This is a genomic window from Paenibacillus sp. TSM33 (genome assembly GCF_056099025.1).
The window spans coordinates 249510-276293 of sequence record NZ_JBLZXB010000018.1 but is presented as its reverse complement, the minus strand read 5'-3'; the positions used below and the strand labels follow the sequence as shown (position 1 = coordinate 276293).

At 46.5% G+C, this 26784-nt stretch carries 29 protein-coding genes and 1 riboswitch; of the genes, 17 read left to right on the top strand and 12 right to left on the bottom strand.

Annotated elements, in window-relative coordinates:
* The first annotated feature begins 93 nt into the window (after window positions 1-93).
* Window positions 94-1728, top strand: coding sequence for a putative polysaccharide biosynthesis protein (locus ACN6NF_RS20320; RefSeq protein WP_474319321.1), 1635 nt, complete (start codon window positions 94-96; stop codon window positions 1726-1728).
* Between the two features lie 17 nt (window positions 1729-1745).
* On the opposite strand, the gene ACN6NF_RS20315 is transcribed toward ACN6NF_RS20320, so the two are convergent.
* Window positions 1746-3035, bottom strand: a complete 1290-nt coding sequence (locus ACN6NF_RS20315) for a DUF2515 family protein (RefSeq protein ID WP_474319320.1) — start codon at window positions 3033-3035, stop codon at window positions 1746-1748.
* Window positions 3036-3268: 233 nt separating this feature from the next.
* On the opposite strand from ACN6NF_RS20315, the gene ACN6NF_RS20310 reads away from it, so the two are divergent.
* The 8 genes from ACN6NF_RS20310 (at window position 3269) to ACN6NF_RS20275 (ending at window position 11350) form a co-directional block, all read left to right on the top strand.
* Window positions 3269-3613, top strand: a complete 345-nt coding sequence (locus tag ACN6NF_RS20310; RefSeq protein ID WP_013372917.1) for a thioredoxin family protein — start codon at window positions 3269-3271, stop codon at window positions 3611-3613.
* 215 nt (window positions 3614-3828) lie between these two features.
* Complete coding sequence (locus ACN6NF_RS20305) at window positions 3829-4761, top strand: COX15/CtaA family protein (RefSeq protein ID WP_013372916.1); 933 nt, start codon at window positions 3829-3831, stop codon at window positions 4759-4761.
* A gap of 130 nt (window positions 4762-4891) precedes the next feature.
* On the top strand, window positions 4892-6658 hold the full coding sequence (locus ACN6NF_RS20300) for a UbiD family decarboxylase (protein WP_017427280.1): 1767 nt from the start codon (window positions 4892-4894) through the stop codon (window positions 6656-6658).
* A 55-nt stretch (window positions 6659-6713) separates the two neighbouring features.
* Window positions 6714-7433 (top strand): Cthe_2314 family HEPN domain-containing protein, encoded by a 720-nt coding sequence (locus ACN6NF_RS20295; RefSeq protein ID WP_474319318.1) that lies wholly within the window; start codon window positions 6714-6716, stop codon window positions 7431-7433.
* Window positions 7434-7562: 129 nt separating this feature from the next.
* Window positions 7563-7701: riboswitch (SAM riboswitch) on the top strand.
* Window positions 7702-7837: 136 nt separating this feature from the next.
* Window positions 7838-8860: a methionine ABC transporter ATP-binding protein gene (locus ACN6NF_RS20290; RefSeq protein WP_031462167.1), complete on the top strand. Its 1023-nt coding sequence runs from the start codon at window positions 7838-7840 to the stop codon at window positions 8858-8860.
* Window positions 8857-9525: a methionine ABC transporter permease gene (locus ACN6NF_RS20285; RefSeq protein WP_016820007.1), complete on the top strand. Its 669-nt coding sequence runs from the start codon at window positions 8857-8859 to the stop codon at window positions 9523-9525. Before ACN6NF_RS20290 ends, ACN6NF_RS20285 begins: the two co-directional genes overlap by 4 nt.
* A gap of 74 nt (window positions 9526-9599) precedes the next feature.
* Window positions 9600-10442 (top strand): MetQ/NlpA family ABC transporter substrate-binding protein, encoded by an 843-nt coding sequence (locus ACN6NF_RS20280; RefSeq protein ID WP_016820008.1) that lies wholly within the window; start codon window positions 9600-9602, stop codon window positions 10440-10442.
* Between the two features lie 143 nt (window positions 10443-10585).
* Window positions 10586-11350 (top strand): SDR family oxidoreductase, encoded by a 765-nt coding sequence (locus ACN6NF_RS20275; RefSeq protein WP_016820009.1) that lies wholly within the window; start codon window positions 10586-10588, stop codon window positions 11348-11350.
* A 91-nt stretch (window positions 11351-11441) separates the two neighbouring features.
* Here ACN6NF_RS20275 and ACN6NF_RS20270 read toward each other — a convergent pair whose 3' ends face one another.
* A complete protein-coding gene (locus ACN6NF_RS20270) occupies window positions 11442-11687 on the bottom strand; it encodes a NifU family protein (protein ID WP_013372910.1) in 246 nt (81 codons plus the stop codon).
* An 88-nt stretch (window positions 11688-11775) separates the two neighbouring features.
* Here ACN6NF_RS20270 and ACN6NF_RS20265 point away from each other — a divergent pair, with 88 nt between their 5' ends.
* Complete coding sequence (locus ACN6NF_RS20265; RefSeq protein ID WP_016820010.1) at window positions 11776-12033, top strand: YuzB family protein; 258 nt, start codon at window positions 11776-11778, stop codon at window positions 12031-12033.
* Between the two features lie 117 nt (window positions 12034-12150).
* Here ACN6NF_RS20265 and ACN6NF_RS20260 read toward each other — a convergent pair whose 3' ends face one another.
* Together ACN6NF_RS20260 and mqnE are read right to left on the bottom strand one after the other, a co-directional pair.
* A complete protein-coding gene (locus ACN6NF_RS20260) occupies window positions 12151-13218 on the bottom strand; it encodes an NAD(P)/FAD-dependent oxidoreductase (RefSeq protein WP_340865443.1) in 1068 nt (355 codons plus the stop codon).
* A gap of 202 nt (window positions 13219-13420) precedes the next feature.
* On the bottom strand, window positions 13421-14527 hold the full coding sequence (gene mqnE, locus ACN6NF_RS20255) for an aminofutalosine synthase MqnE (protein ID WP_016820012.1): 1107 nt from the start codon (window positions 14525-14527) through the stop codon (window positions 13421-13423).
* A gap of 371 nt (window positions 14528-14898) precedes the next feature.
* Between mqnE and ACN6NF_RS20250 the strand changes: the two genes are divergently transcribed.
* Window positions 14899-15258 carry a HesB/IscA family protein gene (locus ACN6NF_RS20250; RefSeq protein ID WP_016820013.1) on the top strand — a complete coding sequence of 120 codons (360 nt, stop codon included), beginning with the start codon at window positions 14899-14901 and terminating at the stop codon, window positions 15256-15258.
* A gap of 185 nt (window positions 15259-15443) precedes the next feature.
* Here ACN6NF_RS20250 and ACN6NF_RS20245 read toward each other — a convergent pair whose 3' ends face one another.
* The 4 genes from ACN6NF_RS20245 to ACN6NF_RS20230 form a co-directional block, all read right to left on the bottom strand.
* Window positions 15444-15902, bottom strand: a complete 459-nt coding sequence (locus tag ACN6NF_RS20245; protein ID WP_474319315.1) for a hypothetical protein — start codon at window positions 15900-15902, stop codon at window positions 15444-15446.
* 427 nt (window positions 15903-16329) lie between these two features.
* Window positions 16330-16464 carry a helix-turn-helix domain-containing protein gene (locus ACN6NF_RS20240; protein ID WP_025365763.1) on the bottom strand — a complete coding sequence of 45 codons (135 nt, stop codon included), beginning with the start codon at window positions 16462-16464 and terminating at the stop codon, window positions 16330-16332.
* A gap of 100 nt (window positions 16465-16564) precedes the next feature.
* Complete coding sequence (locus tag ACN6NF_RS20235) at window positions 16565-16705, bottom strand: hypothetical protein (RefSeq protein ID WP_457874563.1); 141 nt, start codon at window positions 16703-16705, stop codon at window positions 16565-16567.
* A 7-nt stretch (window positions 16706-16712) separates the two neighbouring features.
* Window positions 16713-17591 (bottom strand): LysR family transcriptional regulator, encoded by an 879-nt coding sequence (locus tag ACN6NF_RS20230; RefSeq protein WP_474319313.1) that lies wholly within the window; start codon window positions 17589-17591, stop codon window positions 16713-16715.
* A gap of 146 nt (window positions 17592-17737) precedes the next feature.
* Here ACN6NF_RS20230 and ACN6NF_RS20225 point away from each other — a divergent pair, with 146 nt between their 5' ends.
* From ACN6NF_RS20225 to ACN6NF_RS20205, 5 genes are all read left to right on the top strand, one after another.
* A complete protein-coding gene (locus ACN6NF_RS20225; protein WP_474319311.1) occupies window positions 17738-18667 on the top strand; it encodes a DMT family transporter in 930 nt (309 codons plus the stop codon).
* A gap of 85 nt (window positions 18668-18752) precedes the next feature.
* A complete protein-coding gene (locus ACN6NF_RS20220) occupies window positions 18753-19367 on the top strand; it encodes a hypothetical protein (RefSeq protein WP_474319309.1) in 615 nt (204 codons plus the stop codon).
* A gap of 79 nt (window positions 19368-19446) precedes the next feature.
* On the top strand, window positions 19447-19773 hold the full coding sequence (locus tag ACN6NF_RS20215; protein WP_016820018.1) for a hypothetical protein: 327 nt from the start codon (window positions 19447-19449) through the stop codon (window positions 19771-19773).
* An 18-nt stretch (window positions 19774-19791) separates the two neighbouring features.
* Window positions 19792-20082 (top strand): hypothetical protein, encoded by a 291-nt coding sequence (locus tag ACN6NF_RS20210; protein WP_474319307.1) that lies wholly within the window; start codon window positions 19792-19794, stop codon window positions 20080-20082.
* 313 nt (window positions 20083-20395) lie between these two features.
* Window positions 20396-20716 (top strand): hypothetical protein, encoded by a 321-nt coding sequence (locus tag ACN6NF_RS20205; protein ID WP_474319305.1) that lies wholly within the window; start codon window positions 20396-20398, stop codon window positions 20714-20716.
* 160 nt (window positions 20717-20876) lie between these two features.
* On the opposite strand, the gene ACN6NF_RS20200 is transcribed toward ACN6NF_RS20205, so the two are convergent.
* The 3 genes from ACN6NF_RS20200 to ACN6NF_RS20190 form a co-directional block, all read right to left on the bottom strand.
* Complete coding sequence (locus ACN6NF_RS20200; protein ID WP_474319303.1) at window positions 20877-21734, bottom strand: 1,4-dihydroxy-6-naphthoate synthase; 858 nt, start codon at window positions 21732-21734, stop codon at window positions 20877-20879.
* Window positions 21735-22394, bottom strand: a complete 660-nt coding sequence (locus ACN6NF_RS20195; RefSeq protein WP_474319403.1) for a futalosine hydrolase — start codon at window positions 22392-22394, stop codon at window positions 21735-21737. It abuts the gene before it with no gap.
* 202 nt (window positions 22395-22596) lie between these two features.
* Window positions 22597-22842, bottom strand: coding sequence for a hypothetical protein (locus tag ACN6NF_RS20190; RefSeq protein WP_016820022.1), 246 nt, complete (start codon window positions 22840-22842; stop codon window positions 22597-22599).
* A gap of 307 nt (window positions 22843-23149) precedes the next feature.
* Here ACN6NF_RS20190 and ppk1 point away from each other — a divergent pair, with 307 nt between their 5' ends.
* A complete protein-coding gene (gene ppk1, locus ACN6NF_RS20185) occupies window positions 23150-25258 on the top strand; it encodes a polyphosphate kinase 1 (protein WP_474319300.1) in 2109 nt (702 codons plus the stop codon).
* On the opposite strand, the gene ACN6NF_RS20180 is transcribed toward ppk1, so the two are convergent.
* Window positions 25218-26753, bottom strand: a complete 1536-nt coding sequence (locus ACN6NF_RS20180) for a Ppx/GppA phosphatase family protein (RefSeq protein ID WP_474319298.1) — start codon at window positions 26751-26753, stop codon at window positions 25218-25220. The two genes, ppk1 and ACN6NF_RS20180, sit on opposite strands and share 41 nt — an antisense overlap.
* Window positions 26754-26784: the final 31 nt, after the last annotated feature.

The following is a 26784-nucleotide window of genomic DNA, read 5'->3' as shown; positions in this document are numbered from 1 at the left end:
CATGCGGCTCCGCACCGGTGATGGCTCAGGCCATGACTGTTTTTCGCGGAGCTTTTGCATGCATGTGAACAGCAAGAAAGAAGGGAACGCATTTTGTCCAATAAAGAAACATTCCTTAAAGGGACGCTTATTTTAGCCGCTGCCGCCTTGGTAGCCAGAGTGCTTGGTCTGGTGCAGCGCGTTCCATTGGAGCATTTGCTCGGCTCCGTCGGGAACGCCTCGTTCACCATTGCGAACAACGCTTATTTGATGCTGCTCACGGTCGCTACGGCCGGTATTCCCAGCACACTGAGCAAAATGGTTTCGGAACGCTACGCACTGGATCGGCCTGCGGAAGCGCGACGTGTGTATCGTGCAGCTTTGATATTCGCGGCCGTAGCTGGTGTCATCATTACGGCACTGCTGTATTTTGGAGCGCCTTATTTTGCTGAGCATGTAGCAGGGGTTCCGCAGTCTGCTTTGGCTATTCAGGCTTTGGCACCCGCATTGCTGTTGTTTCCTGCCATTGCCATGATGCGCGGATACTTCCAAGGACGCGGTAATATGACCGCAGGCGGTATTTCACAAATTGTGGAGCAGGTCGCACGGGTAGCAACCGCAATTCTGCTCGCCTTTATTATTTTGAAGCTTGGCTATGGAGATCGTGAGGTTGCAGCGGGGGCTTCCTTTGGGGGTGTCATGGGAAGTCTTGGCGCTCTGGCGGTCATGCTGTATTACACGGTGAAATTGCGTCGTCAGGATCGCCAGGATCGTCAAGAGCAATTCCAAGAAGAAAGATCCGCGCTGCCGATGATGCGCATTTACAAGGATATTTTCAAACTCTCTATTCCCATCGTATTGTCGTCTCTGACGGTTCCAGCGGTTAACTTTATTGATACGTCGATTGTGGTCAGACTGTTGTCTGGACAAGTCGGATTGGATCAGGCGACTACTCAGTTGGGTTATCTAGGCTCTAGGGCACAGAGTGTGGCAGGTATTCCTCCGATTTTGGCCATTGCACTCAGTCAATCACTCATTCCGATCATTTCGGCAGCTTTTGCCCGTAAGGATGAACAGCATTTACAAAATCAGATGACGCTGGCTTTGCGTATTTCTATTCTGACTGGAATGCCGATAGTGCTGGCTTTATGTGTAACTGCCTATTCTATTAATGGTCTGCTGTTCAGTTCGCTTGGAGGTAGCGGAATTATCGCTGTTCTGACACTCGGAACGATCTTTCAGATTACGATGATGACCTCTAACTCGATTTTGATCGGTATGGGCAAGCCGCGTATTTCAATGGTCAATGTGATGGTTGGTATCGTCGTGAAGTTGGCAGCGAGCTGGCTGCTGGCTGGTTGGCTTGGAATTTACGGAATTATTGCCGCCACCGGATTATGTTTTCTCGTCATTACGTTGTTGAATTTGCGTGTGCTGAAAGGTATTGTTTCCTTCTCAATCATGGGCCGTCGCTGGGCAGGCTTCCTAACTGCTGTCGTAGTCTCGGGAGCTATCGGGTACGGGGTCAATGAAGCCTGCATTTTGCTGGTACATCTGATGCCAGCGCGTGTAGCCTTCTTGATCGCGTGCTGTATTGCCGGAGCGGTTGTACTGGTATGCTACTTGATATTGCTGGTTGTACTGCGTGTATTGCGTAGGGACGAGCTGGGCAACTACCCGCGCGTGTTGCAGAGAGTATTGCGTCCGTTAATGCGCCTACAGCGTGGGTCCACTGGACAACGAGGCTAATAGAGTCTTCGATCTGTTCAGTGGAAGGACCGCAAGCTGTTATGGGCATCATGGGCCATTGCTGTTTTTTGAATGCCGTGGCGATGCTCATGGCGCATGGCAAATAACAGAGGCCGTCTTGGTTCACTGATATGCCCAAGCGTAGAACCGTCCTGAAACCAGTCATAACGGGGAATCGGATCATAGGCTGTATCTGACCAAACGGCGTGTAGCTCCGGGCTGTACAGACGTTGACTTGGCGGGAGCCATTCATGTGCTAAAAGCGTTGCACTCTCTTCTGGAGAGCGCAGCACTTTTTGTTCATTTGGAGTGAATAGACCGGGCCAATAGTCGCTGCGAGAACCGGTATGCGGCACGCTGGCAGCAAATGCGGATACCTGCTCCAGTACCTGCTGATGGCCAAATAACATAGCGTAGAGACTTTTGCCAAAGCCGATTCGCTCGTCCAGATGGCCAAAACGCTCCATGACAAGTCCGGCAAGTCCACCGTTTAGCCCAAGCGGAAATATAATTTGATTGAGCTGTAGCCAGTCATGCAAATAAAAGCCCGGCTTGTGTGTCACAAATTTTTGAAAATACGGATCTTTCACGACACGTCCTTCAATATAGTTTTGTTCATTAATAATAAGCGCCACCGTCAAAAGAGAACTATCCCGCCAAGCCCAGAAACGTTCCCAAAAGGGCCTCATGAATGGCGAAACGTGAAAGTAAGGCAACAAATGGAAGCAACTTCGTCCCAAATGACGGCTGTGCATGTAAAGCTGCAACTGGGGGTAAGCGTCCTGAAAAATAAGGGCGTTACTGCGCTCAAGTAGTCGATACAGCCACTCCTTTTCCTGTTCGCCGAACAGGTTGCCAATGAGCTCCCCTTTCAGATCAGTCATATTATAGCCGCCATTACGAGAAACCAGATGGGCCAGTAATGCCCAGTGTAATTCCGGGTAGCCACGATAGCATTCGAGGTAAGCGGCAGTTCGCGTGATGTTGCTGCGATTCTCCTGTGCTGTATCGTTCTTGATCCGCTCCAGCAGCTCACAGTCTGTTTCGCATAAGGGCATATTGAGAGAAGAGGGACGCGTAGCGGGTTTGTTCAGCAGCATTAATGCTTCAGCTTCATTCATGGCAGCCTGTGCCGAATGATAATCCCACGGCAGATCACGTAAGGGATAACGTAGTTTACGGGATTCGGTCCAGGCCGCACGTTTGCCTTCCCACGCCTCCTCCGCAACACGTGGAACGGAGCCTAGTAACTTTAGCCCTCCCTGGAGCTGTCGAGATGCCACATGGAGCCATTCGGTGAGAGACATGTGTAATAACCTCCTTTCAAGTGCAGGCATTCCCGTATTCCACCAAGTATATTGGGTATGCTGTTAGAATGTCGTCGCTTATGTGGATTCTTAAGTATATCTTAGTATGCCTCAATGAGAGGGCTTCCAATCGGCATGTGAGCAGAATAGGGGAGTGTGCAAAAACTTCACTTGGCGTTACAATGGAAAGTACAGGATTTCCTGCATAAATGAAGTTCAAGGAGGAATTAGGTATGCAAAAAATCGTCTCTCATGAAGACTTTAATAAGGCAATATCCACTCCAGGTGTAACGGTAGCTGTGTTTAAGGCGGACTGGTGTGGGGATTGTCATTTTATTGATCCGTTCATGCCTGATGTGGAACAACAATATGCAGACAAGCTTACATTAATTGAGATTGATGTAGAACAGGCCGAAAGTGTTAGTCAAGAGCAAAATGTTCTAGGAATTCCCAGCTTTATCGCTTACAGTGAAGGGCGAGAACTGGTACGTCTGGTGAACAGACTGCGTAAATCCCGGGAGGAAATTGAGCAGTTTTTGGACCGGGCTGTAGAAGTCCATGCTAACTTGGCAAAATAATTGATAATGGTATGTATGAGGGCTCCGAAGGGAAACCTGATCATCACGATATACAGAAAGCCGCTTCCTTCCGAAGGAGGCGGCTTTCTTACGGACACGTTCACATTTTGTCAACAAAGCTCGTATGTCAAGGAACGATATATCAGTTATAATTACTTTAAGTGATCATTTCACAACATCTAAAGTGAATAAATATTATATTTGGAAGGATACGGGTGAATTCATTGAATAACAAAATTAGAATATTAAAATGGCTGGCACTCGTAACATGTATTGTCATGTTTTTGGCTACCTTCGGTGGAGGTGTCGTGACGCGAACGGATTCGGGTCTCGGCTGTGGACGAGAATTCCCGCTTTGTAATGGTAAGCTGGTTCCGGCACATACCATCGCGTCCCTTATTGAGTTCTCTCATCGCTCCGTCAGTGCCATGGCCGGAATTCTTTCTATCGCCTCGTTTGTCGGCTTTTTGCTGTTTATGAAGCATCGGAAGGATTTACAGCTATTCTCGTTGCTTACGCTATTGTTTGTTATCATACAAGGTGCGATGGGGGCGTTGGCTGTCATCTTCTCCCAATCGGCTGCAGTCATGGGACTGCATTTTGGCTTTGCGCTTATCGCTTTTGCCAGTGCGACTATGATGACGCTGGGAGCCTGGCAGGAGCATGCGGATTCACGCTACACTCCACGTCTGATTCCAGGGCGTGTCAGTCGGGGCTATCGTAACTTTATATGGCTATCAACGATCTATACCTATATTGCTGTTTATTCAGGAGCGTTGCTTAGTCATTCGGTCATCCAGAAGGTTGTAAATATTGGGGGCTTCATATCTCCACTGCTGCTTCATCAGATTTCAGCCGGACTGCTGTTCGTCATTATTTTGGCTGTGGGTCACTACTCCTACCGTTATCACCCGAATCACCGGGATATTCGTACCCTAGGTGTCGTATCGGTCGTATTGATCATACTTCAAGTGGTGATTGGCATTATCCTGCTGTACGTCAACAGACCTGAAATTTATATGTTTATCGTGCTGGGACATATGCTGGTGATTGCATCGTTGTTCTCCATTTTGGCTTATCTGAGCTATCGTGTATGGCAATTGTCACCGGACCGCAAGCTTGTTCCGACCCAAGCACAGCGTACCTAGGCATTTCGTAGATCATTATGAAACGTATTTTTGCCCAAGAGGCGTTGAAACACGTATAATAACATCATAAGAAACAAACCAGGCCCACGAGTTTCTCGAGGGCTTGATTTGCTTAGGAGGAATCATCCAGTTGATCTACCAGAATTTGCGCCAATTTATTGAAGCGCTGCGAAAAGAAAATGATCTTAAAATTATAGAGGCACCTGTCGATCCTTATTTGGAGCTGGCTGAGATCCACCGAAGAGTCATTGAGGAAGAGGGTCCGGCACTGCTGTTTACCAATGTCAAAGGAACCCCGTTTCCTGTAGCCAGTAATTTGTTCGGCACGAATCGCCGTGTGGACATGGCTTTTGGACCTCGTCCAGAGCAACTGATGGATGCAATTGTAGGTGCAACTAAAACGTTGCTTCCACCTACACCCAAAGCATTGTGGAATGAACGTGGCCTGATTAAGGACATGCTAAAAGTAGGACTAAAAACAGTATCTCATAACGAAGCTCCTGTATTGGGCGTTCGCCGTACGGATGCTCCGCTGGCTCCGCTGCCTAGAGTAACCAGTTGGCACGAGGATGGAGGACCGTTCATTACGCTTCCGCTCGTGTATACCGAAAAGCCAGGCCAGTCCAAGGACCATAATTTGGGGATGTATCGCATCCAGATTTATGATGATCAGACGACAGGGATTCATTGGCAAATCCATAAAGGCGGCGGCTTCCATTATCATGAGGCAGAGCTGCGTAATGAGCCGTTGCCTACGACGATCATCATCGGTGGCCCGCCTGCTCTGATTGCGTCTGCCATTGCTCCTGCCCCGGAAAACTTGCCAGAGCTGTTGCTGGCTTCTCTGATTATGGGGGGCAAGCTGCCCATGACAGAAGACCCGCTTGGAGGCCATCGCATTCCGGCAGAAGCCGAGTTTGCGATCAGCGGCTATGTGCCGCCTCATGAACGTCGCCCGGAAGGGCCGTTTGGCGATCATTTTGGCTATTACTCATTACAACATGATTTCCCTGTGTTTCATGTCAAACATATGCATCACCGCAAAGATGCCATTTATCCGGCAACCATTGTAGGTAAGCCACGGCAGGAAGACTACTATCTCGGCGAATTTTTGCAACGTCTGTTGTCGCCCGCCTATCCGCTTGTGATGCCTTCTGTCAAGTCGTTATGGGCATATGCAGAAACAGGTGTACATGCGCTGGCAGCGGCAGTCGTACGTGAAAGCTACTCCCGTGAAGCGCTGGTATCCGGCTTTACCATTCTGGGTCAAGGTCAATTGTCGTTGACCAAATTCCTGATGCTGACGGATCGGGTGATCGATTTATCCGACTTTAACCTGTTGCTAGAAACCATTTTGGAGCGATTTAATCCAGCCAGAGATCTGTTTATTTTTAACCATACGTCTCACGATACACTCGATTACACGGGCCGCAAGCTGAATCACGGCAGCAAGGCGATTCTGATGGGGGTAGGCGAGCCTGTGCGTGAATTGCCTCGCGTTTATGAAGGCGGCGATCTGCCGGGAATTCGTGAAATCGAACCCTATTGCGGAGGTTGCCTCGTTATATCCGGCTCGTCCTTTGAGCAGGAGCCTGAACTCGCTGCGCGTGTATTGGAGCGATTAGCTGCGGGTGAGCAAGAGTGGCCGCTTGTCTTTATCGTGGACGATGCCAAAGAAGTTGTTCGCTCCCAAGCCTCGTTCCTGTGGACGGTATTCACACGCTTTAACCCGGCTACAGATATGTACGCCGACAGCGAAGTACGTTTGCATCACCTGAACTATAAGCTGCCGATTGTAGTGGATGCACGTATGAAGCCAGGCTACCCTGATGAGGTGCTACCGCGTGAGGATATAGTTAAGCTTGTAGATCAACGGTGGACGAGTTATTTCGCTTGACGCCTATTCAAGCATCTAACAGCCGGATTTTACAGATATGAAGGAGGCGTGAAGCATGATACGCAAGCTGTTGGGCGAGCCCCCACGTGAAAATCATGGCGTCCTGCTGGATGCCATGAATAGCATGTCAGACATGTTACATTTGCTGGAACGGCAAATCCAGGCCAGTGGTGATCCTACCCATGACTTTCGGAAGGCGGATATTTTAACACGTGGTCTGATGTCGTCTTTGGATGAACTGGAGCAGAGCCATCATGCTGCCGCCTTTTTCCGTATGAAAGTGAAAGCCGGATACGCTGAAGATATGAGCAAGGATGAAAAATCCGATTATGCTTTGTATGTTTTCTTTTATAAGGATGGGTTTGTGCGGGTATTCTCTATTTTGGATAAGCTTGGTAACTGGATGAATGATTTATATGATTTAAAAACAGGGCAGTATAAGGTACATTATTCTTATTTTACTGTATTGAGACAGCTCAAATATCTCAAAATGCATCCTGTATTGACTGATAATTTGAATGATATTAAGGACACATACAACGATGCCATCAATCGCCTGCGTAAGCGTCGAAATACGGAAATACACTATATGAACACGGAAATGCAGGATGATCTCTGGCAACGTCACCGTGCTTTATATGGCAAAATCCAACTGGAGGACCTTGATCACCATCTGGAAGATTTGCAGCAGGGCTTGGAAATGGTATGCCGGTCGCTATCAAACGCATTTTCTTATACTGCGAAACAATGGGAGAACCGGGCAGTGCGCCCATAATTATGACAGAAAATATCCTTTGACAAAGCAATGTAAACTATCTATACTGAAACCTAGTTTCAGAAAAATGCTTGAATTATTTTTTTATATAAACTTAACGGACAGCTAAAGCTGGAGTTTAACATATTTTTCTTATCCAGAGAGGTGGAGGGACTGGCCCGATGAAGCCCGGCAACCCGTTCTTTCCCGGTGTAATGCACCGGGAGGGAACATATGGTGCTAATTCCTACAAAACCGCTAGAGTTATAGCGATTTTGGCAGATGAGAAAAGGTTCGCAAGGTGGGGCCCTTTTCATTCTGTGAAAGGGGCTCTTTTTTGTATAAATAAATAGTGATTTTATACAATCCCGAGAGATGACAACTGGTTAACAGGGTAAGAAAGAAGTGAAGGAGGTCGCAGCACGTTGATAGAGCTTAAGCAATTAACCAAGCATTATGGTAAAGGTAACCGACGCGTTAATGCGTTGTCCGGGTTGAACCTTTCTATAAAGCGTGGAGAAATATTCGGGGTGATTGGTCATTCCGGGGCGGGCAAAAGTACGTTGATCCGCTGTATTAATTTATTGGAACGCCCTACTTCAGGCGAAGTATGGGTAGATGGGGTTAACCTTGTGACTGTGAGTCAAGCCCAGTTACAGAAGCAACGCCGAAAAATCGGAATGATTTTTCAACATTTTAATTTGTTGTCTTCGGCGACAGTGTATGACAACATTGCATTTCCATTGCGGCTGGTAAATACCCCAAAGCAGGAGCTGGACAAGAAAGTTCGCGAGCTGCTGGAACTGGTGGGGCTAAAAGAACACAGTGGAAAATATCCGTCACAGCTCTCAGGTGGACAGAAGCAGCGGGTAGGGATTGCACGGGCACTGGCTAGTGATCCGCATGTGCTGCTGTGTGACGAAGCGACGTCTGCGCTTGATCCGCAGACGACAGGGTCTATCCTGAAATTGCTGTTGGATATTAACCAGCGCTTTAATTTGACCATCGTATTGATTACTCATGAGATGCATGTCATTCAAAGTATATGTGATCGAGTTGGTGTCATTCATCAGGGCGATATCGTGGAGCAAGGTCCGGTGGCGGAAGTGTTTTTGAAGCCACAGCACCAGGTAACTAAGGACTTTATCCAGCGGGAGGCAGAACATCCCGAGGAGTTACAAGCAGCGATTGCTGCCGCAGGAAGCGGCGAATCGGCACAGGTGGTACGTATCTCCTTCTTGGGCAGTAAAACTTATGATGCAATTCTATCGCGTACGGCTCGAAGTACAGGTGTTGATTTTGCAATCTTACAGGGCACCATCTCTACGATTAAAAACGTACCGTATGGACAGCTGATCGTTCGTTTTGAAGGAAACCATTCAGATATAGAACATACGCTGCGCGAAGTGTCAGGGCAAGGACTCGATGTGGAGGTGATCGGACAATGAGCGAACTTGATTTTTCGCAAGTGAGTTGGGAAGAGCTAGGGAATTCTACTCTGGAAACCCTTCAGATGCTCGGGGCATCTGCATTGTTCACCCTCGTTATTGGTTTGCCGCTCGGTATATTGTTGTTTCTGGCAAGCCGTTCCTCGTTGACTCTGATGAAGGTGATATACGTTGTATTATCTTTCGTCGTTAACATTTTGCGTTCCGTACCATTTATCATCTTGATCGTCGCACTTATTCCTTTTACACGATCGTTGGTAGGTACCTCGACCGGGGTGCTGGGAACCATTCCGCCATTGGTTATCGGGGCTGCTCCTTTCTTCGCACGTCTTGTCGAAACGTCACTGCGTGAAGTGGACAAGGGTGTCATTGAAGCTGCACAAGCGATGGGGGCTTCGACAGGACAAATTATCCGGCGTGTGCTGTTACGTGAGGCACTGCCGGGCCTGCTCGCCGCATTAACCATTACCGTCGTTACACTCGTATCCTACACGGCAATGTCCGGGATGATCGGGGGCGGTGGACTGGGTACACTGGCTATCAACTACGGCTATTATCGTTACGAAACGGCTGTAATGATCGTTGCGGTCGTGTTGATGGTCGTATTGGTTCAATTGCTGCAAATGGCGGGAGATCGCCTTGTGCGGCATTATACTCGAAAATAGGGAAAACATATAGATATCCTTATTGATCAGGACGTCTGATCCTGAATATTACAAATTATTGGAGGGGTAACAACATGAAGAAATGGGTATTGGCTGTATTGAGCTTGACATTAATTGCGGTACTGGCTGCTTGCGGTACAAAGAGCACAACATCGGATACAAACAATGCGGCCGAAAATACAGGCGGGTCACCCCGTGAAGTCGAACTGAAAGTTGGAGCTTCTCCTGTGCCTCATGCGGAAATTTTGGAAGCAATCAAGCCTCAGTTGGAAAAAGAAGGGGTTCGTCTTCAAGTCGTTCAGTTTAACGACTATGTACAGCCGAACGTGCAATTGTTTGACAAGCAACTGGATGCTAACTTTTATCAACATGTACCTTACCTGAATGTGATGAACAAAGAGCGTAAAATGGATCTGGTTTCTGTTGGCGCGGTTCATCTGGAGCCATTCGGGATCTACTCCCAAAAATATAAAAAGCTTGATGAACTTCCAGATGGTGCAACAGTAGCCATTCCGAACGATGCAACCAATGGAGGTCGTGCATTGCTGCTGTTGGAGAAACAAGGTCTGATCAAGCTGAAAGATGCTAGCAACATTGAAGCTACTGTAAAAGATATTACTGAAAATAAGAAAAACCTGAAGTTCAAGGAGCTGGAAGCAGCTATGCTGCCACGTCAGTTGCCTGAAGTGGATATTGCGTTGATCAACACGAACTACGCTTTGGAAGCCAAGCTGAATCCGACCAAGGATGCATTGGCACTGGAAGACAAAGATTCACCATATGCTAACGTGCTGGTAGCACGTCCTGATAATAAAGATTCCGAAGCGATCCAAAAACTGCTTAAAGCTTTGCAATCTCCAGAAACTAAAAAATTCATTGAAGACAAATATCAAGGCGCAATTATCCCTGCATTTTAAGCAGAAACTAAGAATGCGCTGAACGTAAACCCCAGCTTCTCTTGAACAAGAGGACTGGGGTTTCTTTTTGGTTGGAGTTGTAGGGATTGCTTAAATATTTTATACTTGGGGGTGACCGTTCTCTGTGAAGAGGAGGAAAACTGTTGAGAGACAAAGTCGCACTCATAACGGGTAGTGCCAAAGGTTTAGGTAAAATGACCGCTCTGCGTCTGGCTGATGAAGGTTGTGACATTGCCCTGAATTATGTCCATAGCCAGGCTGAAGCCGAAGCGCTTAAGCGGGTAATTGAGTCTAAGGGAGTACGCTGCCTGTCTTTACAAGCAGATATCTCGGTTCAGGAAGATATCACCAGGCTGATCGGTGAAGTGCAGGATCGGCTGGGCGGAGTCGATATTATGGTGAATAATGCTGGACCGTTCATCCGGGAACGCCGTCTGTTTGCGGATTACAGTGTGGCTGAGATTCATGCCATGATACAGGGGAATCTGGTCGGTACCATGTTGCTGGATCATTTGGTATTGCCGCACATGCGTAGCCAGCAATGGGGACGTATTATTCATTTTGGCTTTGGTCATGCTGGAGAAGCAAGGGCTTGGCCGCATCGCGCCGTCTACGCAGCTGCTAAGGTGGGGCTGGTGTCTTTTACGAAGTCACTGGCTGTAGAGGAAGCTCCCCATGGCATCACGGTCAATATGATCTGTCCCGGGGATATCCGAGGAGCGAACAAGGAAAAGTCGATTGCCGATGTCATCGGCATGCAGGATACAGAGACACCGCGTGGGCGTCCAGGAAGCGGAGAGGACATTGCGCGAGTGATCGCCTATTTGTGTGAGGAGCATTCGGATTTTATAACGGGTAATATTATGGATGTGTCCGGAGGGTTGGACCCCATTCGGCCAACCATATAAGATCGAGAGATCCTTTAGACGTTGTAACACAAAAAAGAGTCTTGAGCTTCGTTACCGAAGTCAAGACTCTCTGATCATTATGCATCAAGCATTAGAATACTTGTACCACTTCTTGGACGCCTTCGACTTCTTCGAGAAGAGCGCGTTCAATCCCTGCCTTCAGCGTAATTGTAGAACTTGGGCAACTGCCGCAAGCGCCTACCAGCTTCAGCTTAACGATACCATCTTCAACGTCAACCAGCTCAACGTCACCGCCATCGCGTTGCAGGAACGGACGGAGCTTATCCAGTACGTCTGCTACTTCATCATACATTTGAACGCTTTGTGCTTCGCTCATTAGAATTCAACTCCTTTCCTATACCTTATTTATTATATTACAAAGCGGGCCAAATTAAAATGCCCGTCATTCAAAGCAGGTGAAAAAAATGTTAAGACCTATTATTGAATTTTGCACCAGTAATATGCATTTTGGTACCGATGAGATTATGTCCAAACTAGAACAGAACCCGGATTATGATGTGATTGAATACGGCTGCCTAAGCAATTGCGGTCAGTGTAACGCTGAGCCTTATGCGATGGTTAATGGTGAAATTGTATCCGCAGATTCAGCAGAGCTTCTGTACGAAGTGATTCTAAACAAAATTAAAGAAGCCGAAGCATGGGACAACCTGGATTTGGATTAAAAATAGAAGTCATCGGCAAGCCAGCTTCCTCTTGTAGGAAATATGTATTATTCATAGATGCAACAAACAAAGAAGACCTGCTCTGGAAGCAGGTCTTCTTTGTTGTTGAGTATCCAATTAGCCAAAATGGCGTTTGGACTTCCAGAGCACACCGCTCTTCAGCAGACGCGGCACTCGTCCACGCAAAGAGGTACTGCCCATAAAGCCATAACCAAACCCGGCCTTCTTGCCAAGTGCACCTAATGTACCACGTAGCTTTAAAGGATGCGGGTGAGGCGTTTGTCCTTTCCACAGGTCGCGTACAATGTGGGCAATCTGCTCACCTTGCACCTCTGCCGCCTGAGCGCTTGGAGAGTAAGGAAGGCTCGCACAGTCTCCGACGACGTACACTTCAGGATGATCCGGTATTTGATAATATTCATTTAGCACGATGCGACCCTGAGGGTCTTTAGGAACTGCTAAATCCTGCACAATTTTAACGGGCTGAATCCCGGCTGTCCATACAACCGCATCGGTCATAATTTGCTCGTCACGGTTGTAAATAGCCCCTGGCTCAATGCGGGAAACCGCAACATGATTTAGTGCGTTCACATGATGCTCCTTGAACCAGGCATGTACATAAGCAGACAAACGTTGCGGAAATGCTGATAGCACCCGCTCGCCCCGATCCATAATAGTAATATTCAAATCCGCGCGGCTTTCACGTAACTCCGCAGCAATCTCGACCCCACTTAGACCGCCACCTACAATATGGACATGTCCATAAGGCTTGATTTCATTCAAGCGCAGATACGTTTGGCGGGTATGATTAAAGGATTGGATCGTACAGCTGTATTCTTCAGCTCCCGGTGTATTATGAAAGCGGTCAGTACAACCTAGCGCGATGACAAGCTGGTCATAGGGCAAAGGCTCACCGTCTTGAAAATGGACCATTTTATTCTCAAGATCCATCGAAGTGACCTCTCCGTATTTGCGAATAAGACGTTGTTCATCTGGAAAGTGTACCCGCAAATCAAAATCAGATACGGTACCTGCCGCAAGGGCATAGTATTCTGTTTTCAGCCCCTGAAAGGGCATCCGATCCACTAAAATAACTTGAATATCGTCGGGAATGTGTTTATCCAGCAATTCTTTGGCAATGGTAAGGCCGCCATAGCCGCCCCCTAGAATAACGAAATTTTTCATCAAAATCCGCCGTCCTTTCGTTACCGTGTCCCCGGCAAATGGTCTGGTGTCTTGTCGATATAGCACAAGTTTTGTTGTTGTAAAGCCCGGAAAGGGGCCTGCCTTTAGCAGACAGACCGACGTGTTCCGGGGCAGCTTGAGGCTGCTTGGTGTGAGTAATGGGGATAAAATGCACGCGGGAAATCTGAATCCGATGTTACACTTATTCGAAAACTTCGATTTCGTTATAGAAGGTGTCACGTTCTACAGGTATGCGTCCAGCACCTTTGACCAGCCAGATTAGCTCTTTGCGGGTCAATCCGGCAGGAGTCAACGCACCTGCGGCATGGCTGATCTGCTCGCGCACAATCGTGCCATGGACATCAGATGCGCCAAAGGTAAGAGCGACCTGCGTCAATTGCGGACCAATATTAATGAAGTAAGCTTTAACATGGTCGATATTGTCCAGCATCAAACGGCTAATCGCAATGGTTTTGAGATCCTCGTAAGCAGAGTTGCGGCGCATGATGTTGGCGTTTTTGCTTTTCGGCTGCATGGACAGTGGGATAAATACCATAAATCCATTTGTTTCATCCTGCAATTCACGAATTTGCAGCATGTGCTCAATACGATCCTGATAAGTTTCGACTGAACCGTACAGCATCGTCGTATGAGTTTTCATACCGAGATTGTGGGCCGTACGATGTACTTCAAGATAGCGGTCTACATTGGCTTTGGTAACACGCATCTTCTTCCGATATTCATCGGATAAGATTTCCGCGCCACCACCAGTCAAAGATTGAAGTCCTGCCTTTTGCAGCTCTTGAAGAACTTCTTTAACACTCAAGCCGCTTATGCGTGTGAAAAAGTCAATTTCCGCTGCAGTGTATGCTTTCAGTGTAACGTTGGGATACTTTTCATTCAGTGCCTTCAATGAATCTACATAGTATTGGAAAGGCACATGATTATTATGACCGCCGACGATATGGAATTCTCTTACGCCTGGATGGATATGTTGCTCTACATAATCAATCATTTCCTGCCCAGACAACGTATAAGAGCCTTCCTCCCCCTGATCCTTGCGGAAATTGCAGAACGCACAGCGCGCTTCGCATACATTGGTGAAGTACAGGCTCATGTTTTCGATAAAATAAACCTTTTTACCATTCTTGCGTAAATTAGCTTCGTTAGCCAACTGGCCCAGTGTGAGAATATCGTCAGTTTCATACAAATATATACCATCTTCGAGGTTCAAACGAATCCCGTTTTGTACCTTTTCTACAATTTCCGCCATTCTGCGGTCTGTAAAAGGTGTAACTAATGTGGACATGCCTATTCCTCCTTCAAGTTGCTCTGTGCGAGGCTGTCCGCCGAATTAGCGGCACAAGCGCTTGATGCGCACAGGATGTCCCGTTCCGTCGGTAAAATCCGGCAGCGCGGATATACGATATGTGAAAAATGTTACAATGCCAGGCTACAATGATGGATGTCTCATAATTTCGCCTTTGAAATGACAAATTTCCGACAGTTTCTTTAACACACTCTTCACCTATTATAAACCTCACACCACTGGTGTTCAATACAAACGAGTAGAAAAAGAGGTGTTTAAGCCTGTAACGGAAGGACATTCCATGACTTGAGCACCTGCAAATAAGAGAGTATACTGAAGGGGAGCATGAAGTAAAAGAGGAGGATGGAGCTATGATTAACATCACCGATTCCGCTGCTGAACGCCTGAAAGAAATGCTGGAGCAGCAGGAAACGCCGAATATGTTTTTACGTCTGGGTGTTACGCCAGGTGGATGTACCGGATTTTCGTACGCCATGGGCTTTGACGACAACGAGACGGATCAGGATATATATATGAATGTACAGGATATGAAAGTAGTCGTGGAAAAGGATAGTATCCGCTATCTGGACGGTCTGGAAATCGACTTTGAAGAGTCTGGTATGTCTGGCGGTTTCACGATTCATAATCCGAATGCTGTAGCTACATGCGGCTGCGGTTCAAGCTTCCGTACAGCTACAGATGCAGGGAAACCAAGCGAAGAACCTTGTTAATCGGAACTAAGGGACTGTATGCTGAACGTTTCAGGGAAAATTTTAATTTGAAATGGCTTATGTAAATAAAAAAACAGGCGTTGGTTAAATACCGACACCTGTTTTTTTTTGTGATTAATTAGTTATTTTTGAATGTAATTTATTAAAAATATAACATTAAACATTACATTTCAAGGAAAAACATCTTATTCTAACGTCCGAGCTGAAATATGATATGAACCTCTAGAACCGTCATCATTATAAACGTATACAGAGTATTGACCGTTAGTACTAGGACCATATACATCATATAGAGGGAAATTATTGGTAGTAGATTCGCCTGGAGCAAGTGTTATTCTCATTAAATTCCGAGAACCTCCAGGGAAGTTAAGTTCAACATGAATCCTTTTATTACCTGTATTTATTTTATAGAACCGAAGATCAGCTGTTCCGTTATAATTAAAATATGAGGTTCCTTCTCCTGGAAAAGTAACGTCGTTATCCAAAAGTAAAGCTTGTGGAGTAATCACATGATCTTTAGGAAGTGTTAAGTTTTCTAAATCCAATAGATTGGAAGGTTCACCACTTGCAAATGCATTAACGGATCCAATTAGCGTTAATGAAAGAACGATAGGAGCTACCAACAAGTGTTTGTAAATATGCAAAAAATCCATCTCCTTATTGAAAAGATATTTTATTTTTATGTAATTCTTGTTGTCATTTCTAGAAATGATTGGATTTGAGCTCTATTAAAATATACAATTAATTCTTTTTTATGAATATATTTAAAAAATATATGATATTATATATATTTGGAATATTATATAGATGAAACGTAAAATAGAGAGATTAGCGTATACTTGGATTCTAAACTACGGAAAGTATATATATTTAGTAGAATGTAGAGTTTTTATCTTCTTATAAAAAGAACGACAAGAAGTGGCTTTAAAAAATGATATGCACTAACCCATCACTGGAGGGAGCCGATTAAGTGGTTCTTCTACTCTCCACTTGATGAATTGTCGGTAGTAACACATGATCGGCTTTACTTGATTGCGTTATAAAAAAGAAAGAACGCTATCCCTAAAAAGGCTAGCGCTCTTTTGCTGTATCTAATGGTTGCTGCTCTATAAACTCTACAACCTCTTCAATTTTACAGTCCAATTCCTCACATATACGTGCAATGACACTCATTGCTACAAATTCTCCATTAGACATTTTAGCCAAAGTTGATGGTGAGGGTATATGACACGTAGTACATAGTATAGCTTCTGTTTCCAGTATAACAAAGGGCTGTTCCCTTTTCTACAAGTGGTGTTAGGCTTTACTATTTTACCGTGCTACAATGCCCTGAATTGATCTTCAACGCCCCATCTATATTGTTCCAAATACGTGTATAGCACATTTCATTTTCAATAGTTGTCGCACGCAGCTTTTCCTCGTATTCGATGATTCGATAATTCTGCACATATGCCCTATTGCTTCAAATCAGTAAACAGCTCCTGCGCAGTACGCACAAATAACTGTACAGCAAGTGAAGCATTGTGTAGAGAGGGGATAGCGATACCAATTTGACGCGTGATCAGAGGCGTGGTTTCCTTGACGGTCAGATCATGGGGGAACGTGGATAAGGCGAGTGAAGAGACAATGCCCATACCTAGTCCTTGTCGGACCATGCTGACCAGGGTGCTGATATTGTGAGTAATGAATTGTGCCTGCAGCTGACTTTGTTCGCGTTCAAAACCTTCCATAATGGCTACCTCGTGTCCACCTTTACAAAAGATCATATCCTGTTGATTCAAGTCTCGGATGGCGATTTTGTCGCGCGATTGAAAAGGGTGACCGTCAGGCAGGAGAATAACCATGTCATCCTGACATAAAGGAATTACATCTACCTCAGGGTCTGGCAATAGAATGATTCCCGCTTCAATTTCTCTGGTATGTACCCACTCCTTGACTTCATTCGTGGAGCCTTCATGTAAATCGAAAACAAGGTTCGGATAGTGCTGACGAATATGATGAATAATTGGCGGCAGAAAATAGGCTGATGCAGAAGGAAAGGCACCAATCGTGATCGTACCCACATCCAAGCCTTTTTCAGCGGCCACCTGCTGTTGCACCTTTTCCATGCTTTGCAGCATCATGCGGAATTGCAGCAGCACCTTGTGTCCGATATCTGTCAGGAGTACGCCTTTTTTTCGGTCGCGCAGCAATAGCTGGACATCGAGCTCGTTCTCGATACTGGCGATGGCATGGCTGACCGCAGGTTGTGTCATATACAGCTCATGAGCAGTTTGGGTAAAGTTTAGTGTTTCAGCTACGCGAACAAAGATCATAATCTGAGTAATAGTCATAAGTGAAAGGTTATCTCCCTTATTGAAAACATTCATTTTATTTATTAGTGACCACAGTATAAGCTAGTAAAGCAAAACTTTGCAAACGGCTGTTCAGATTTTAGTCGTAAGCAATGCGCAATGAAAATCTAAGGAGAGAGACATCTATGAAAAAATTAACGCCTAAAGCTACGTTGTGGCTTGTCTTGATATTAGTGATGGTATGGGGGATCAACTGGCCGTTGACCAAGCTGGCCTTGCCAGATACGCCGCCGATATTTTTTTCGGGAATCCGCACGCTGCTGGGTGGTGTGATTCTGCTGTTGTTCGCTATGCGTAATCGGAAAACCTTACGCCTTAGACAAAATGCGTGGACGTATCTTGTGCTGGCTATATTTAATATTGCAGGCTACTATGGCTTGCAGACGGTAGGACTGCGTTATTTGCCTGCTGGGTTATTTTCCACTTTAGTATTTCTTCAGCCGATTTTGTTGGGATTATTCTCCTGGCTGTGGTTGGGAGAGCGTATGTTTCCTCTGAAGGTCATAGGACTGGTACTCGGTTTTGGCGGAGTGATCGTGATTAGCTCAGGCGGAATGGCAGGTCATTTGTCTGTGCTGGGCATTGTGTTGGGGCTAGCTTCAGGATTGTGCTGGGCGCTCGGAACGATTTATATGAAGAAAAAAAGCAAACAACTGGACTCCATTTGGGCGGTGACGATGCAGCTCATTTTGGGAGGGATCATACTCAACGGGATTGGGTTTGCGACCGAGAAATGGAGCGATATCCACTGGACAGCCTCCTTTACCGCGATTCTATTGTTTATTTCAATATTCGTGATTGCGATGGGCTGGATGATTTATTTTAAGCTAATCGACAACGGGGATGCTGGCACCGTTGGCTCATATACATTTATGATTCCGGTGCTATCCACACTCTTTAGTATGGTCATGCTCAGAGAGTCCCTCACTTTGACATTTGTAGTGGGATTGGTACTGATTGCAGGCAGTGTGTATTTGGTAAATACAGCTTCTCCCGGAAAGCGAGCGAACCAAAGCTCGCAGGCTGATGAAACGAATTCCTGTACAAATACTTAGAAAATATAGAATTAGGAAAAATATACTAGAATATCAGAGAGGGGAATAGTAAAATATGACTATATGAATAGAGAGGAAGTTTGGCATGGGAGAGTTAAGTAGCGATACTCAGTCTGTGGAGCCGCAACCACAGTCTATTCGTAAGCTGGCAGTTGTAGCAACGGTTATTTCAGGAGTAGCTGTATTAGGATGTATAGCCTTGGCGGTATGGAACTACAATCTGAACACGAAGGTCAATTCTTTAACTATAGCGAATGCATCGCTAAAACAGACAACACAAGCCTTAACCAAGCAACAAAATGATACAGAGGCCCTACTGGGAAAAGTTAAATTAGCAGCCAACCTGTCATCTATAACGCATCTGTTAGAGCAGACATCTGTCGTTACTGATGATTTTGTATTGGAAAAAGTGACTTTTGATGTGGCAGAGGATGGCAAGTTGAAGGGTGTGCTACTGAATGTGAACAACCAGCCTAATCTTGGTTTTGGTGGTGCTTATCAAGGTTATGGCAAATATAATATGTCTTCTGCTGCATTGACGAAGAAGGCAGAGGAAGTCATCGACATAGCTATGAAAGAGTACAGTACATCTGACAAGCTTCCGATCTGGGATAAGAATACGAAGGTGGAAATGACGGTTCAAAATTATCCGCTTGGTAAGCGGGAGGGCGGAACTTTTAAGCTCACCGCTCAGAAATAGAAGAAACCTAACGTTAATCCGATGCTGGACTTTACAGATTTTTGTCTTAAGTATACAAATTGAGCGGGGGAGCTAGGAGATGGACAGGTACACACCTACAGCGAGGGAACGCTGGCAGATGAAACAGAGTGAGCCGCAGCCGCAGGGTTGGGTACTCGCTCTGTTTGGCTGGATTTTTTCAGGTTTGGGATTCGTATTTAGTTTTTTTGTCATTGGAGGCTTGTTTGGACTTATAGGCCTTGTTTTCGGAATTTTGACTAGAAAGATGGAACAAAGAAACACGCAGGGCATCCTGATTATCGTCATCAGCTCCGTTGCCATTGGCATTGGCCTATTGATTTTTATGATTTTTTTCGCGCATGGTTTTGTAGAAGGTCTGAGAGAAGGTTATAATGAGCATTATTAGGTCAGGGAGGTAACACCATTGAGCGTCATTATTTCACAGCAAATCTCGGCAACAGGAGTGAAGGAATACACGAAGGTGACCAAAACATTTGACTCCCCTTTTACACCTTTGGTTGGACAGAAAATCAGGGATACGGCATTTGGCGATATGCAATATTATGATGTCGAGGACGTATTTATTGATTTAGAGGCGAATGAATATTGGGTAATTCTACCTGCTGTTTTGCTGCATACAGATGATATTGAGGATATACGAGATGCTGTGCGTGAGTATCGCTCACACGGTTGGGAATGTACAAAACCTCTATAAATACAAATTGCTTAAGCAACTACACGGAAACGTCTTTCTTTTGCGAGATAGGCGTTTTCTTGTGTATTTGTGTATAAACTATCCCTAATGATTGGCATGAAAAGAAAGAAATTATGCTGAAAATGCGCAAAATGTATCATTTTTTATCATAAAACGACAAGTTGGGAAATGAAAACGGACTTAATGTGTTATACTTAGTATATCAAAGGACAAGAGTCTAAAACGACCGGTAAGGCCCTTTCTTTGAAGAGCCTCTGAAGGGTTCAACGTTTATCCAAAATAAATGGTCAAAAGGAAAAGGGGAAATGCTAACGTGAGAGTGAATTTGAAATTTACGAACAAAGGGCAAGTTGCAGTTGAGAAGTTCAACAATGAGGAGCTTATCGAAATCTTTAGCCGCTACATTAAAACGTTATGCAAGAAGTATGATATCTCGGTTACGGTACCTGAGGAGCTGAATGAGCAGATTTTGGAAGAGGGCACCGTAAAGGTCGTGTTGGATAAGATTAATTGTGACATGGACGCTTTTTTCAAGGAGCTGAGTCGGGATATCAAGGTGCCGCTGGTCAAACGATTGGGTACCAAACTGGATAACGTGTTTAAGACCGAGGTCGTGGAGCAAGAACAGAGCTAAGAATAAGGATCAAGCGAGATCTCATGAAGATTGCATGATGAGATGAAATCATAAAACCTCCCGAATGGGGCGCATGGTTAGGCAATGTGCTCGTTCGGGAGGTTTTATATGTTTAAGCTGCTCTATTCAGGAGATAACGTGCATGACATGTCTGCACCTTTTAACGTGTAGCTGTGGACGTAAGGCGCAGTTTGGCTAAATCAAACGGAGGCACCAGCCCTTCCTGCGCGGCGCGACCGAGCAAGGCTTCGATGGCGGCATAACCGCTGTCACCCAGATTAGCAGTAAAATCGTTCACGTACAGGTCGATATGCGATTGGGCGACATCGGGTGATAGCTCTTGCGCATGAGACAATACATATTCACGCGAAGCTTCGGGATGTTTCCAGGCATATTCGACAGAGGCACGTATCCAGTTGGTGATCGCGTCCAGATCCAGCGTACGACGGGCAATAATAGCTCCGAGCGGGATTGGCAGCCCTGTATCTTCTTCCCACCAATTCCCCAGATCGACTTGCTTGCTGAGTCCATAGGACGGATATGTGAAACGTGCTTCATGAATTACCAATCCCGCATCTATCTCTCCGTCACGGACAGCAGGCATAATTTGGTCGAACGGCATCACGACGATCTCGCCGACACCCCCAGGCACATGTTTGGCCGCCCATAGACGGAACAGCAGATAAGCAGTAGAACGTTCACTTGGAACAGCTACACGCTTGCCGGACAGGGCTTCCGGACCTTCGACAGTGGAACCTTCCTTAGTCAGCACGAGCGGTCCACAACCCCGACCCAGTGCGCCGCCGCAAGGCAGCAGGGCGTATTCATCCAGCACCCAAGGAAGTGCAGCGTACGAAATTTTCATAATATCCAGTCCGTCTGGTGTGATCGCCAGATTGTTGGTGATGTCGATATCGGCGAATGTAATATCCAACGCGGGTGCGCCCGGAATCAATCCATGCGCCAAGGCATGGAAGACAAAAGTGTCGTTAGGACAAGGTGAAAAAGCAATTTGCATCTATATAACCTCCGTTAATGTAGAAAATGCGGCTTCCAACGCTTGCAAAGCCTCTTTGATTCGCCAGGCTGCACGGTCACGTGGACCAACAGCATTAGAAATCGTGCGAATCTCCATCATCGGCAGCTCCAGCCTGTTAGCCGCCGCGGCTACGCCGTAACCTTCCATCGCTTCGGCAGCAGCGCCGGGAACGCGTTTGGCTAGGCGTTCCGCTGTAGCCGCTGTGCCGGTGGCCGTCGAGACGGTAAGGATCGGTCCGGTGACGGCCGCTTGGCCAGCGTCACGCAACGCCTGAACGAATCGCTGCGCGGTGGCAGTGTTCACGGCAATGCGGCTGGAGCCAAAACCCAGCTCGTCCACGCTGCTGAAGCCCTCTGCCGTCTCTGCCCCCAGGTCGGCGGCAATAATCGTGTCAGCAACGACGACGCTCTCCAGAGCAGCGACCTCCACGAAGCCGCCTCCAATTCCAGCGCTAATGACCAGACGGTAGCCGCCAGTCGCCAGTGCCAGCGCGGTTGAAGCCGCTGCGGACGGAGCGCCTACACCAGCCAGCTCGACCACAAAGCGAGTGTCGCCTTTCAGGCCGCGCAGCACAGCCTCTCGTTCGCCTTCAACCGCGGTCATGACCAGGATGCGCCCATCTGATGTTGTATGCTCCATCGGTTGATTCCCCTTTAAATTTAGGTAATATGCTTTCTTATCATACTGCTTTTCCAAACGATGTTCAAAAAAAGTCGACAAAAAAAGCGCTCTATGGCGCTTTTTCGGAGAAAACTGCAAGATTCAACAGATATGAAAATTGGTAGATTAAACATATAACCATTCTAATCTGGAAGAACAGCGCAGACATAGCATATAATAATTATATCGGCTGATCCTTCGTGATTAGCTGAAACATGGTGATATTGCGGTCATAATGGCTTGGGGTCCCATCCTGATTGCGCACCCGAATCATCTCGCTACTGAACAATTCGATATAACCACAGCCTATCTCACAGTATACGCCCGCAGGGTCCTCTTGCCAGACCGAAACGAGGTGTTGAGACAGCGCCGCGGTAAAAAATTCGATGTTTTTTTGCAGTACGCGTGGCGTTTTCTTGGGTTCCATAATGTAAATCCTCCCTATATCATGCCATTTGAAAATCAGCAATTGAACGTGGCTACTAAGTGGTTATTACACATCATAATGAACTTAATCAACTGAAAAAGGTACGGTTCGTCATTCTACTCTATGAAACAGACGTAAACACTGTACCGCTTAATGCTATTTTTGTAAAGCATCCGTTTGACCTTTTCAACATCCATTGTGCGTTTACACACATTTTACATTGCGTTTACACTTCTGTGATGCTAGTGCGTTTCATCTAATAGTACAATAAAGGGTAACTATACTGCATGAAATTGATGGAGGCCATATGTTGATAGAGAGTCAGAAGAAGGATAAAGCCGGGTCAGAACGTTACTTTAACCGAGATTTAAGCTGGATTGAATTTAATCGCCGTGTGCTTCAGGAGGCTCAGGATGCAGATACACCGTTGCTGGAGAGAGCCAAATTCTTAGCAATTGTGTCCAGCAATTTGGATGAGTTTATGGCTGTTCGTGTTGCAGAGACGCGCGAGAAGATCAAGGCTGGTTTTATGCAAAAGGATTTTACGGGATATACCCCCTCCGGTTTGTACAAGCGGCTGATCAAGCGTACCGTCTCGATGGTATCCGAGCAATACCGGACCTATCGTGATATTTCTCGCCTATTGACGAAAAAAGGTCTTTTGCTGCTTGAATATAATGACTTAAATACGACACAGCGCAAGTCGCTGGATGCATATTTTCATGAAATTATATTTCCGGTGCTCACCCCGATGGCGGTCGATCAGAGCCGTCCTTTTCCACTGGTTCACAATAAATACGTATATTTGGCAGTTGTCTTGAAACGTCCGGGAGATACGGAGGAGGATAAGCCGCTTTTTGCCATTGTGCAGGTGCCTTCCAATATTCCGCGTGTTGTTTCGGTGCCGTTACGTTCCAATAGCAAGAAGAAATCGTTTATTTTAATTGAGGAACTGATTAAGCATCATATACAAACGTTGTTTTCCGGATATATTCCCGAGGCGGTTCATGCCTTTCGGGTTACGCGTAACTCTGATTTGTCCATTAATGAAGAAGAGATCGAAGATTTGCTCGAAGAGATTGAAAAAGAACTGCGTCGAAGACGGCGGGGAGCACCGGTCAGACTGGAAGTGGAAAAAGGGATTAATCCCTTTGCCCTGACGGAACTTCAACGCGAATTCAAGCTGTTTGATCATGTATTTGAGATCGACGGGCCGTTAGATCTGACGTTTTTGTCGTCTTTTGCCGATCATTTAGAGGGGTATTCGCATCTGAAATTTCCGGCAATCAAACCATTGTATCCGGAAGAACTGCCTCCGCAAGAGGATATCTTTAACGTACTTCGCAAACGGGACGTGCTCGTGTACCATCCGTATGAATCGTTCGATGCAGTAACTGATTTTATCATTGAGGCATCAGAGGACCCGGATGTGATGGCCATTAAGATGACCCTGTACCGTGTCAATGGAGAATCGAAGCTCATTCCGGCTCTGGCACGTGCAGCCGAATCGGGCAAGCAGGTGACCGTAGTGGTCGAACTGAAGGCACGTTTTGATGAAGAACGTAATATTGCTTGGGCGCGTACGCTTGAAAAAGCTGGCTGTCATGTAGTATACGGGTTGGTCGGCTTGAAAACACACGCCAAAATTATTCTAATAGTACGTCATGAACGTAATGTGCTCAAACGATACGTGCATGTGGGAACTGGCAATTACAATGAAAGCACGGCACGTGTATATACGGATATCGGGTTATTCACAGCGGATCCGGTGCTGGGTGAGGATGCCTCTGAGCTGTTCAATGAAATCACGGGCTTCTCGGCGCTCAAGGCTCCGCAAGCTTTCACCGTAGCTCCGACGGGAATGAAAAATAAGCTGTTCGAGCTGATCCGCAGGGAAGCGGAGCAAGCACTTGCAGGCAAGCCAGCCCGTATTATTGCTAAAATTAATTCTTTATCCAATCAGGAAATGATTGATGAACTATATGCGGCTTCTCAGGCAGGTGTAAAGATTGATTTAATCATTCGAGGAGTCTGCTGTTTACGCCCTGGAGTGGAGGGCTTTAGCGAGAACATTCGGGTTATCAGTATTGTCGACCGTTTCTTGGAGCATTCCAGACTGTTCTACTTTGAAAATGCAGGTCATTCGGAGCTATTCTTGTCCAGCGCGGATTGGATGACGCGCAATCTGACTCGCCGGATTGAGCTGATGTGCCCGATTTATGACGACCGAATCAAAGAAATGCTGGTGGATATTTTACGTTTATCCTTGAAAGATAATGTGAAGGCGCGCCAGCTTTTGCCTAATGGTAGCTATCAGTTTGTAGCAAGAAACAACGAAGAGGCTCCCATCAGGAGCCAATTCGAAGCGATGAAGGTTAAAAACTGGAAGAAGGAAGAATGGACCACGACAACGTAAGATTCCAGGCCTTTTGAAAATCTTTTGCGACAGCGACCAGCTCCCGTTGCTCCAGAATTGGTTCACTTTTGCTCTCCAGACGAATATGCAGCGCATCGTCTCCTGTCGTGGGATGGATGCTGGTGATGATACCGGATTCGCTACGATCCATGCCGATGGCTAGCTGGAGCAGCGAGCCGAGCCGATGTACACGTTCTTCGTCGGAAGGCTCCAAAATATCTGCATGTGTGCGCAGCAAGCGGGGGGTCCGGTTTTTGGGATGATAATCAGCGATCAGCGCGGCTAGCACCGTTTCCCGGTGAGATAAACCGCCGATGCCTGCGTGCAAGATCCAGAACACGGAATGCTGGCGGAAGTGATAGTAATTCAAGGCTGCGCCTGTTTTGTAAAGAGTTGCTGCGGCCAGTAACAAACGTTTGTCCATAACGATTGAGGGTCCCTCAGCTAAAGTGTCATAGAGCCGGACGGCGTACTCGTTAACCCGCTTGACATGTGCTTCGCTAACCGGGACAGCAAACGACAGGATATTGCGAATGGACGCGATGAGCGGATTAGCCACCACAGGCTGTTCAGCGTTGACTAGCTCATGAAACAGGCCGTCTCGCAGACCCGCTCCACTGACCAAATATGCAGAACCTTGAGCAGCTTCAAAGATTGTTTTCAATATAATGAGACCCGGTACGATAATGTCGGCTCTGTCTTTGGACAGGCCGGCTGTTTTTTTGCGTTTTTCATAGGAGAGATGGGGCAGACTGCTATAGAAATAATCGACATCTTCTATTGTCATTTCGTAATGGTGTGTCACAGGAAGCGAGTAATCCCGCCGTTTCTGATTGATTTTAGCCAAAGTACGAAGGGTTCCACCCAGACCGATAAACGGCAGACCCGGATTGGAGAAGATCCAATCATGGTTTTGCAGTGAAGAACGGACAAAGCTCTCCATTTCCTCAATCTGTCCAGGAGACCATTCGCCATTCTTAACCTCACGTCCAAAGCGCCAATTCATATTGACTGCGCCAAAGGGAAATGAAACCGTATGCAGTCGCGTCCGATCCCGGAACAGCGTAATTTCGGTACTGCCGCCCCCGATGTCAATAATAATTCCGTCACTCACATTCATTGTATTCACTACGCCTAGAAAACCGGCATACCCCTCTTGCTCCCCGCTCAGGATTTCCAATGTTAGATTGGTCTCTTCCGCAATCCATTGAACAATTTCGTCCGAATTGGCCGCATTGCGGATGGCCGCTGTTGCTGCTGCACGCATTCGAGCAACCCCGTGCATACGGCAAACTTCCATAAATTGTCGTAGCAATGGAGCGATGCTGCGGATTGCTTCTCGTTCCATACGGCCGTTGGCCCCAACCTTTTCGCTCAGTCGGGCAGCTTCTTTGCATTCCTGCACAATTCGATAAGCTCCTATCTCTGTCATTTCATAGATCACGAGACGTATGGAGTTTGAGCCAATGTCCATGATGCCAATTTTGCTATTCATGAGTTGACCTCCTTGTTGAAAGAAACAATTT

Coding starts and splice junctions, on each gene's coding strand:
- ACN6NF_RS20190 (WP_016820022.1), bottom strand. CDS start 22,842: ATGGAACCCAAGAAAACGCCACGCGTACTGCAAAAAAACATCGAATTT.
- ppk1 (WP_474319300.1), top strand. CDS start 23,150: ATGTTGATAGAGAGTCAGAAGAAGGATAAAGCCGGGTCAGAACGTTAC.
- ACN6NF_RS20260 (WP_340865443.1), bottom strand. CDS start 13,218: ATGAAAAATTTCGTTATTCTAGGGGGCGGCTATGGCGGCCTTACCATT.
- ACN6NF_RS20180 (WP_474319298.1), bottom strand. CDS start 26,753: ATGAATAGCAAAATTGGCATCATGGACATTGGCTCAAACTCCATACGT.
- ACN6NF_RS20315 (WP_474319320.1), bottom strand. CDS start 3,035: ATGTCTCTCACCGAATGGCTCCATGTGGCATCTCGACAGCTCCAGGGA.
- ACN6NF_RS20250 (WP_016820013.1), top strand. CDS start 14,899: ATGATTAACATCACCGATTCCGCTGCTGAACGCCTGAAAGAAATGCTG.
- ACN6NF_RS20225 (WP_474319311.1), top strand. CDS start 17,738: ATGAAAAAATTAACGCCTAAAGCTACGTTGTGGCTTGTCTTGATATTA.
- ACN6NF_RS20270 (WP_013372910.1), bottom strand. CDS start 11,687: ATGAGCGAAGCACAAAGCGTTCAAATGTATGATGAAGTAGCAGACGTA.
- ACN6NF_RS20230 (WP_474319313.1), bottom strand. CDS start 17,591: ATGACTATTACTCAGATTATGATCTTTGTTCGCGTAGCTGAAACACTA.
- mqnE (WP_016820012.1), bottom strand. CDS start 14,527: ATGTCCACATTAGTTACACCTTTTACAGACCGCAGAATGGCGGAAATT.
- ACN6NF_RS20280 (WP_016820008.1), top strand. CDS start 9,600: ATGAAGAAATGGGTATTGGCTGTATTGAGCTTGACATTAATTGCGGTA.
- ACN6NF_RS20295 (WP_474319318.1), top strand. CDS start 6,714: ATGATACGCAAGCTGTTGGGCGAGCCCCCACGTGAAAATCATGGCGTC.
- ACN6NF_RS20265 (WP_016820010.1), top strand. CDS start 11,776: ATGTTAAGACCTATTATTGAATTTTGCACCAGTAATATGCATTTTGGT.
- ACN6NF_RS20310 (WP_013372917.1), top strand. CDS start 3,269: ATGCAAAAAATCGTCTCTCATGAAGACTTTAATAAGGCAATATCCACT.
- ACN6NF_RS20200 (WP_474319303.1), bottom strand. CDS start 21,734: ATGCAAATTGCTTTTTCACCTTGTCCTAACGACACTTTTGTCTTCCAT.
- ACN6NF_RS20195 (WP_474319403.1), bottom strand. CDS start 22,394: ATGGAGCATACAACATCAGATGGGCGCATCCTGGTCATGACCGCGGTT.
- ACN6NF_RS20215 (WP_016820018.1), top strand. CDS start 19,447: ATGGACAGGTACACACCTACAGCGAGGGAACGCTGGCAGATGAAACAG.
- ACN6NF_RS20220 (WP_474319309.1), top strand. CDS start 18,753: ATGGGAGAGTTAAGTAGCGATACTCAGTCTGTGGAGCCGCAACCACAG.
- ACN6NF_RS20285 (WP_016820007.1), top strand. CDS start 8,857: ATGAGCGAACTTGATTTTTCGCAAGTGAGTTGGGAAGAGCTAGGGAAT.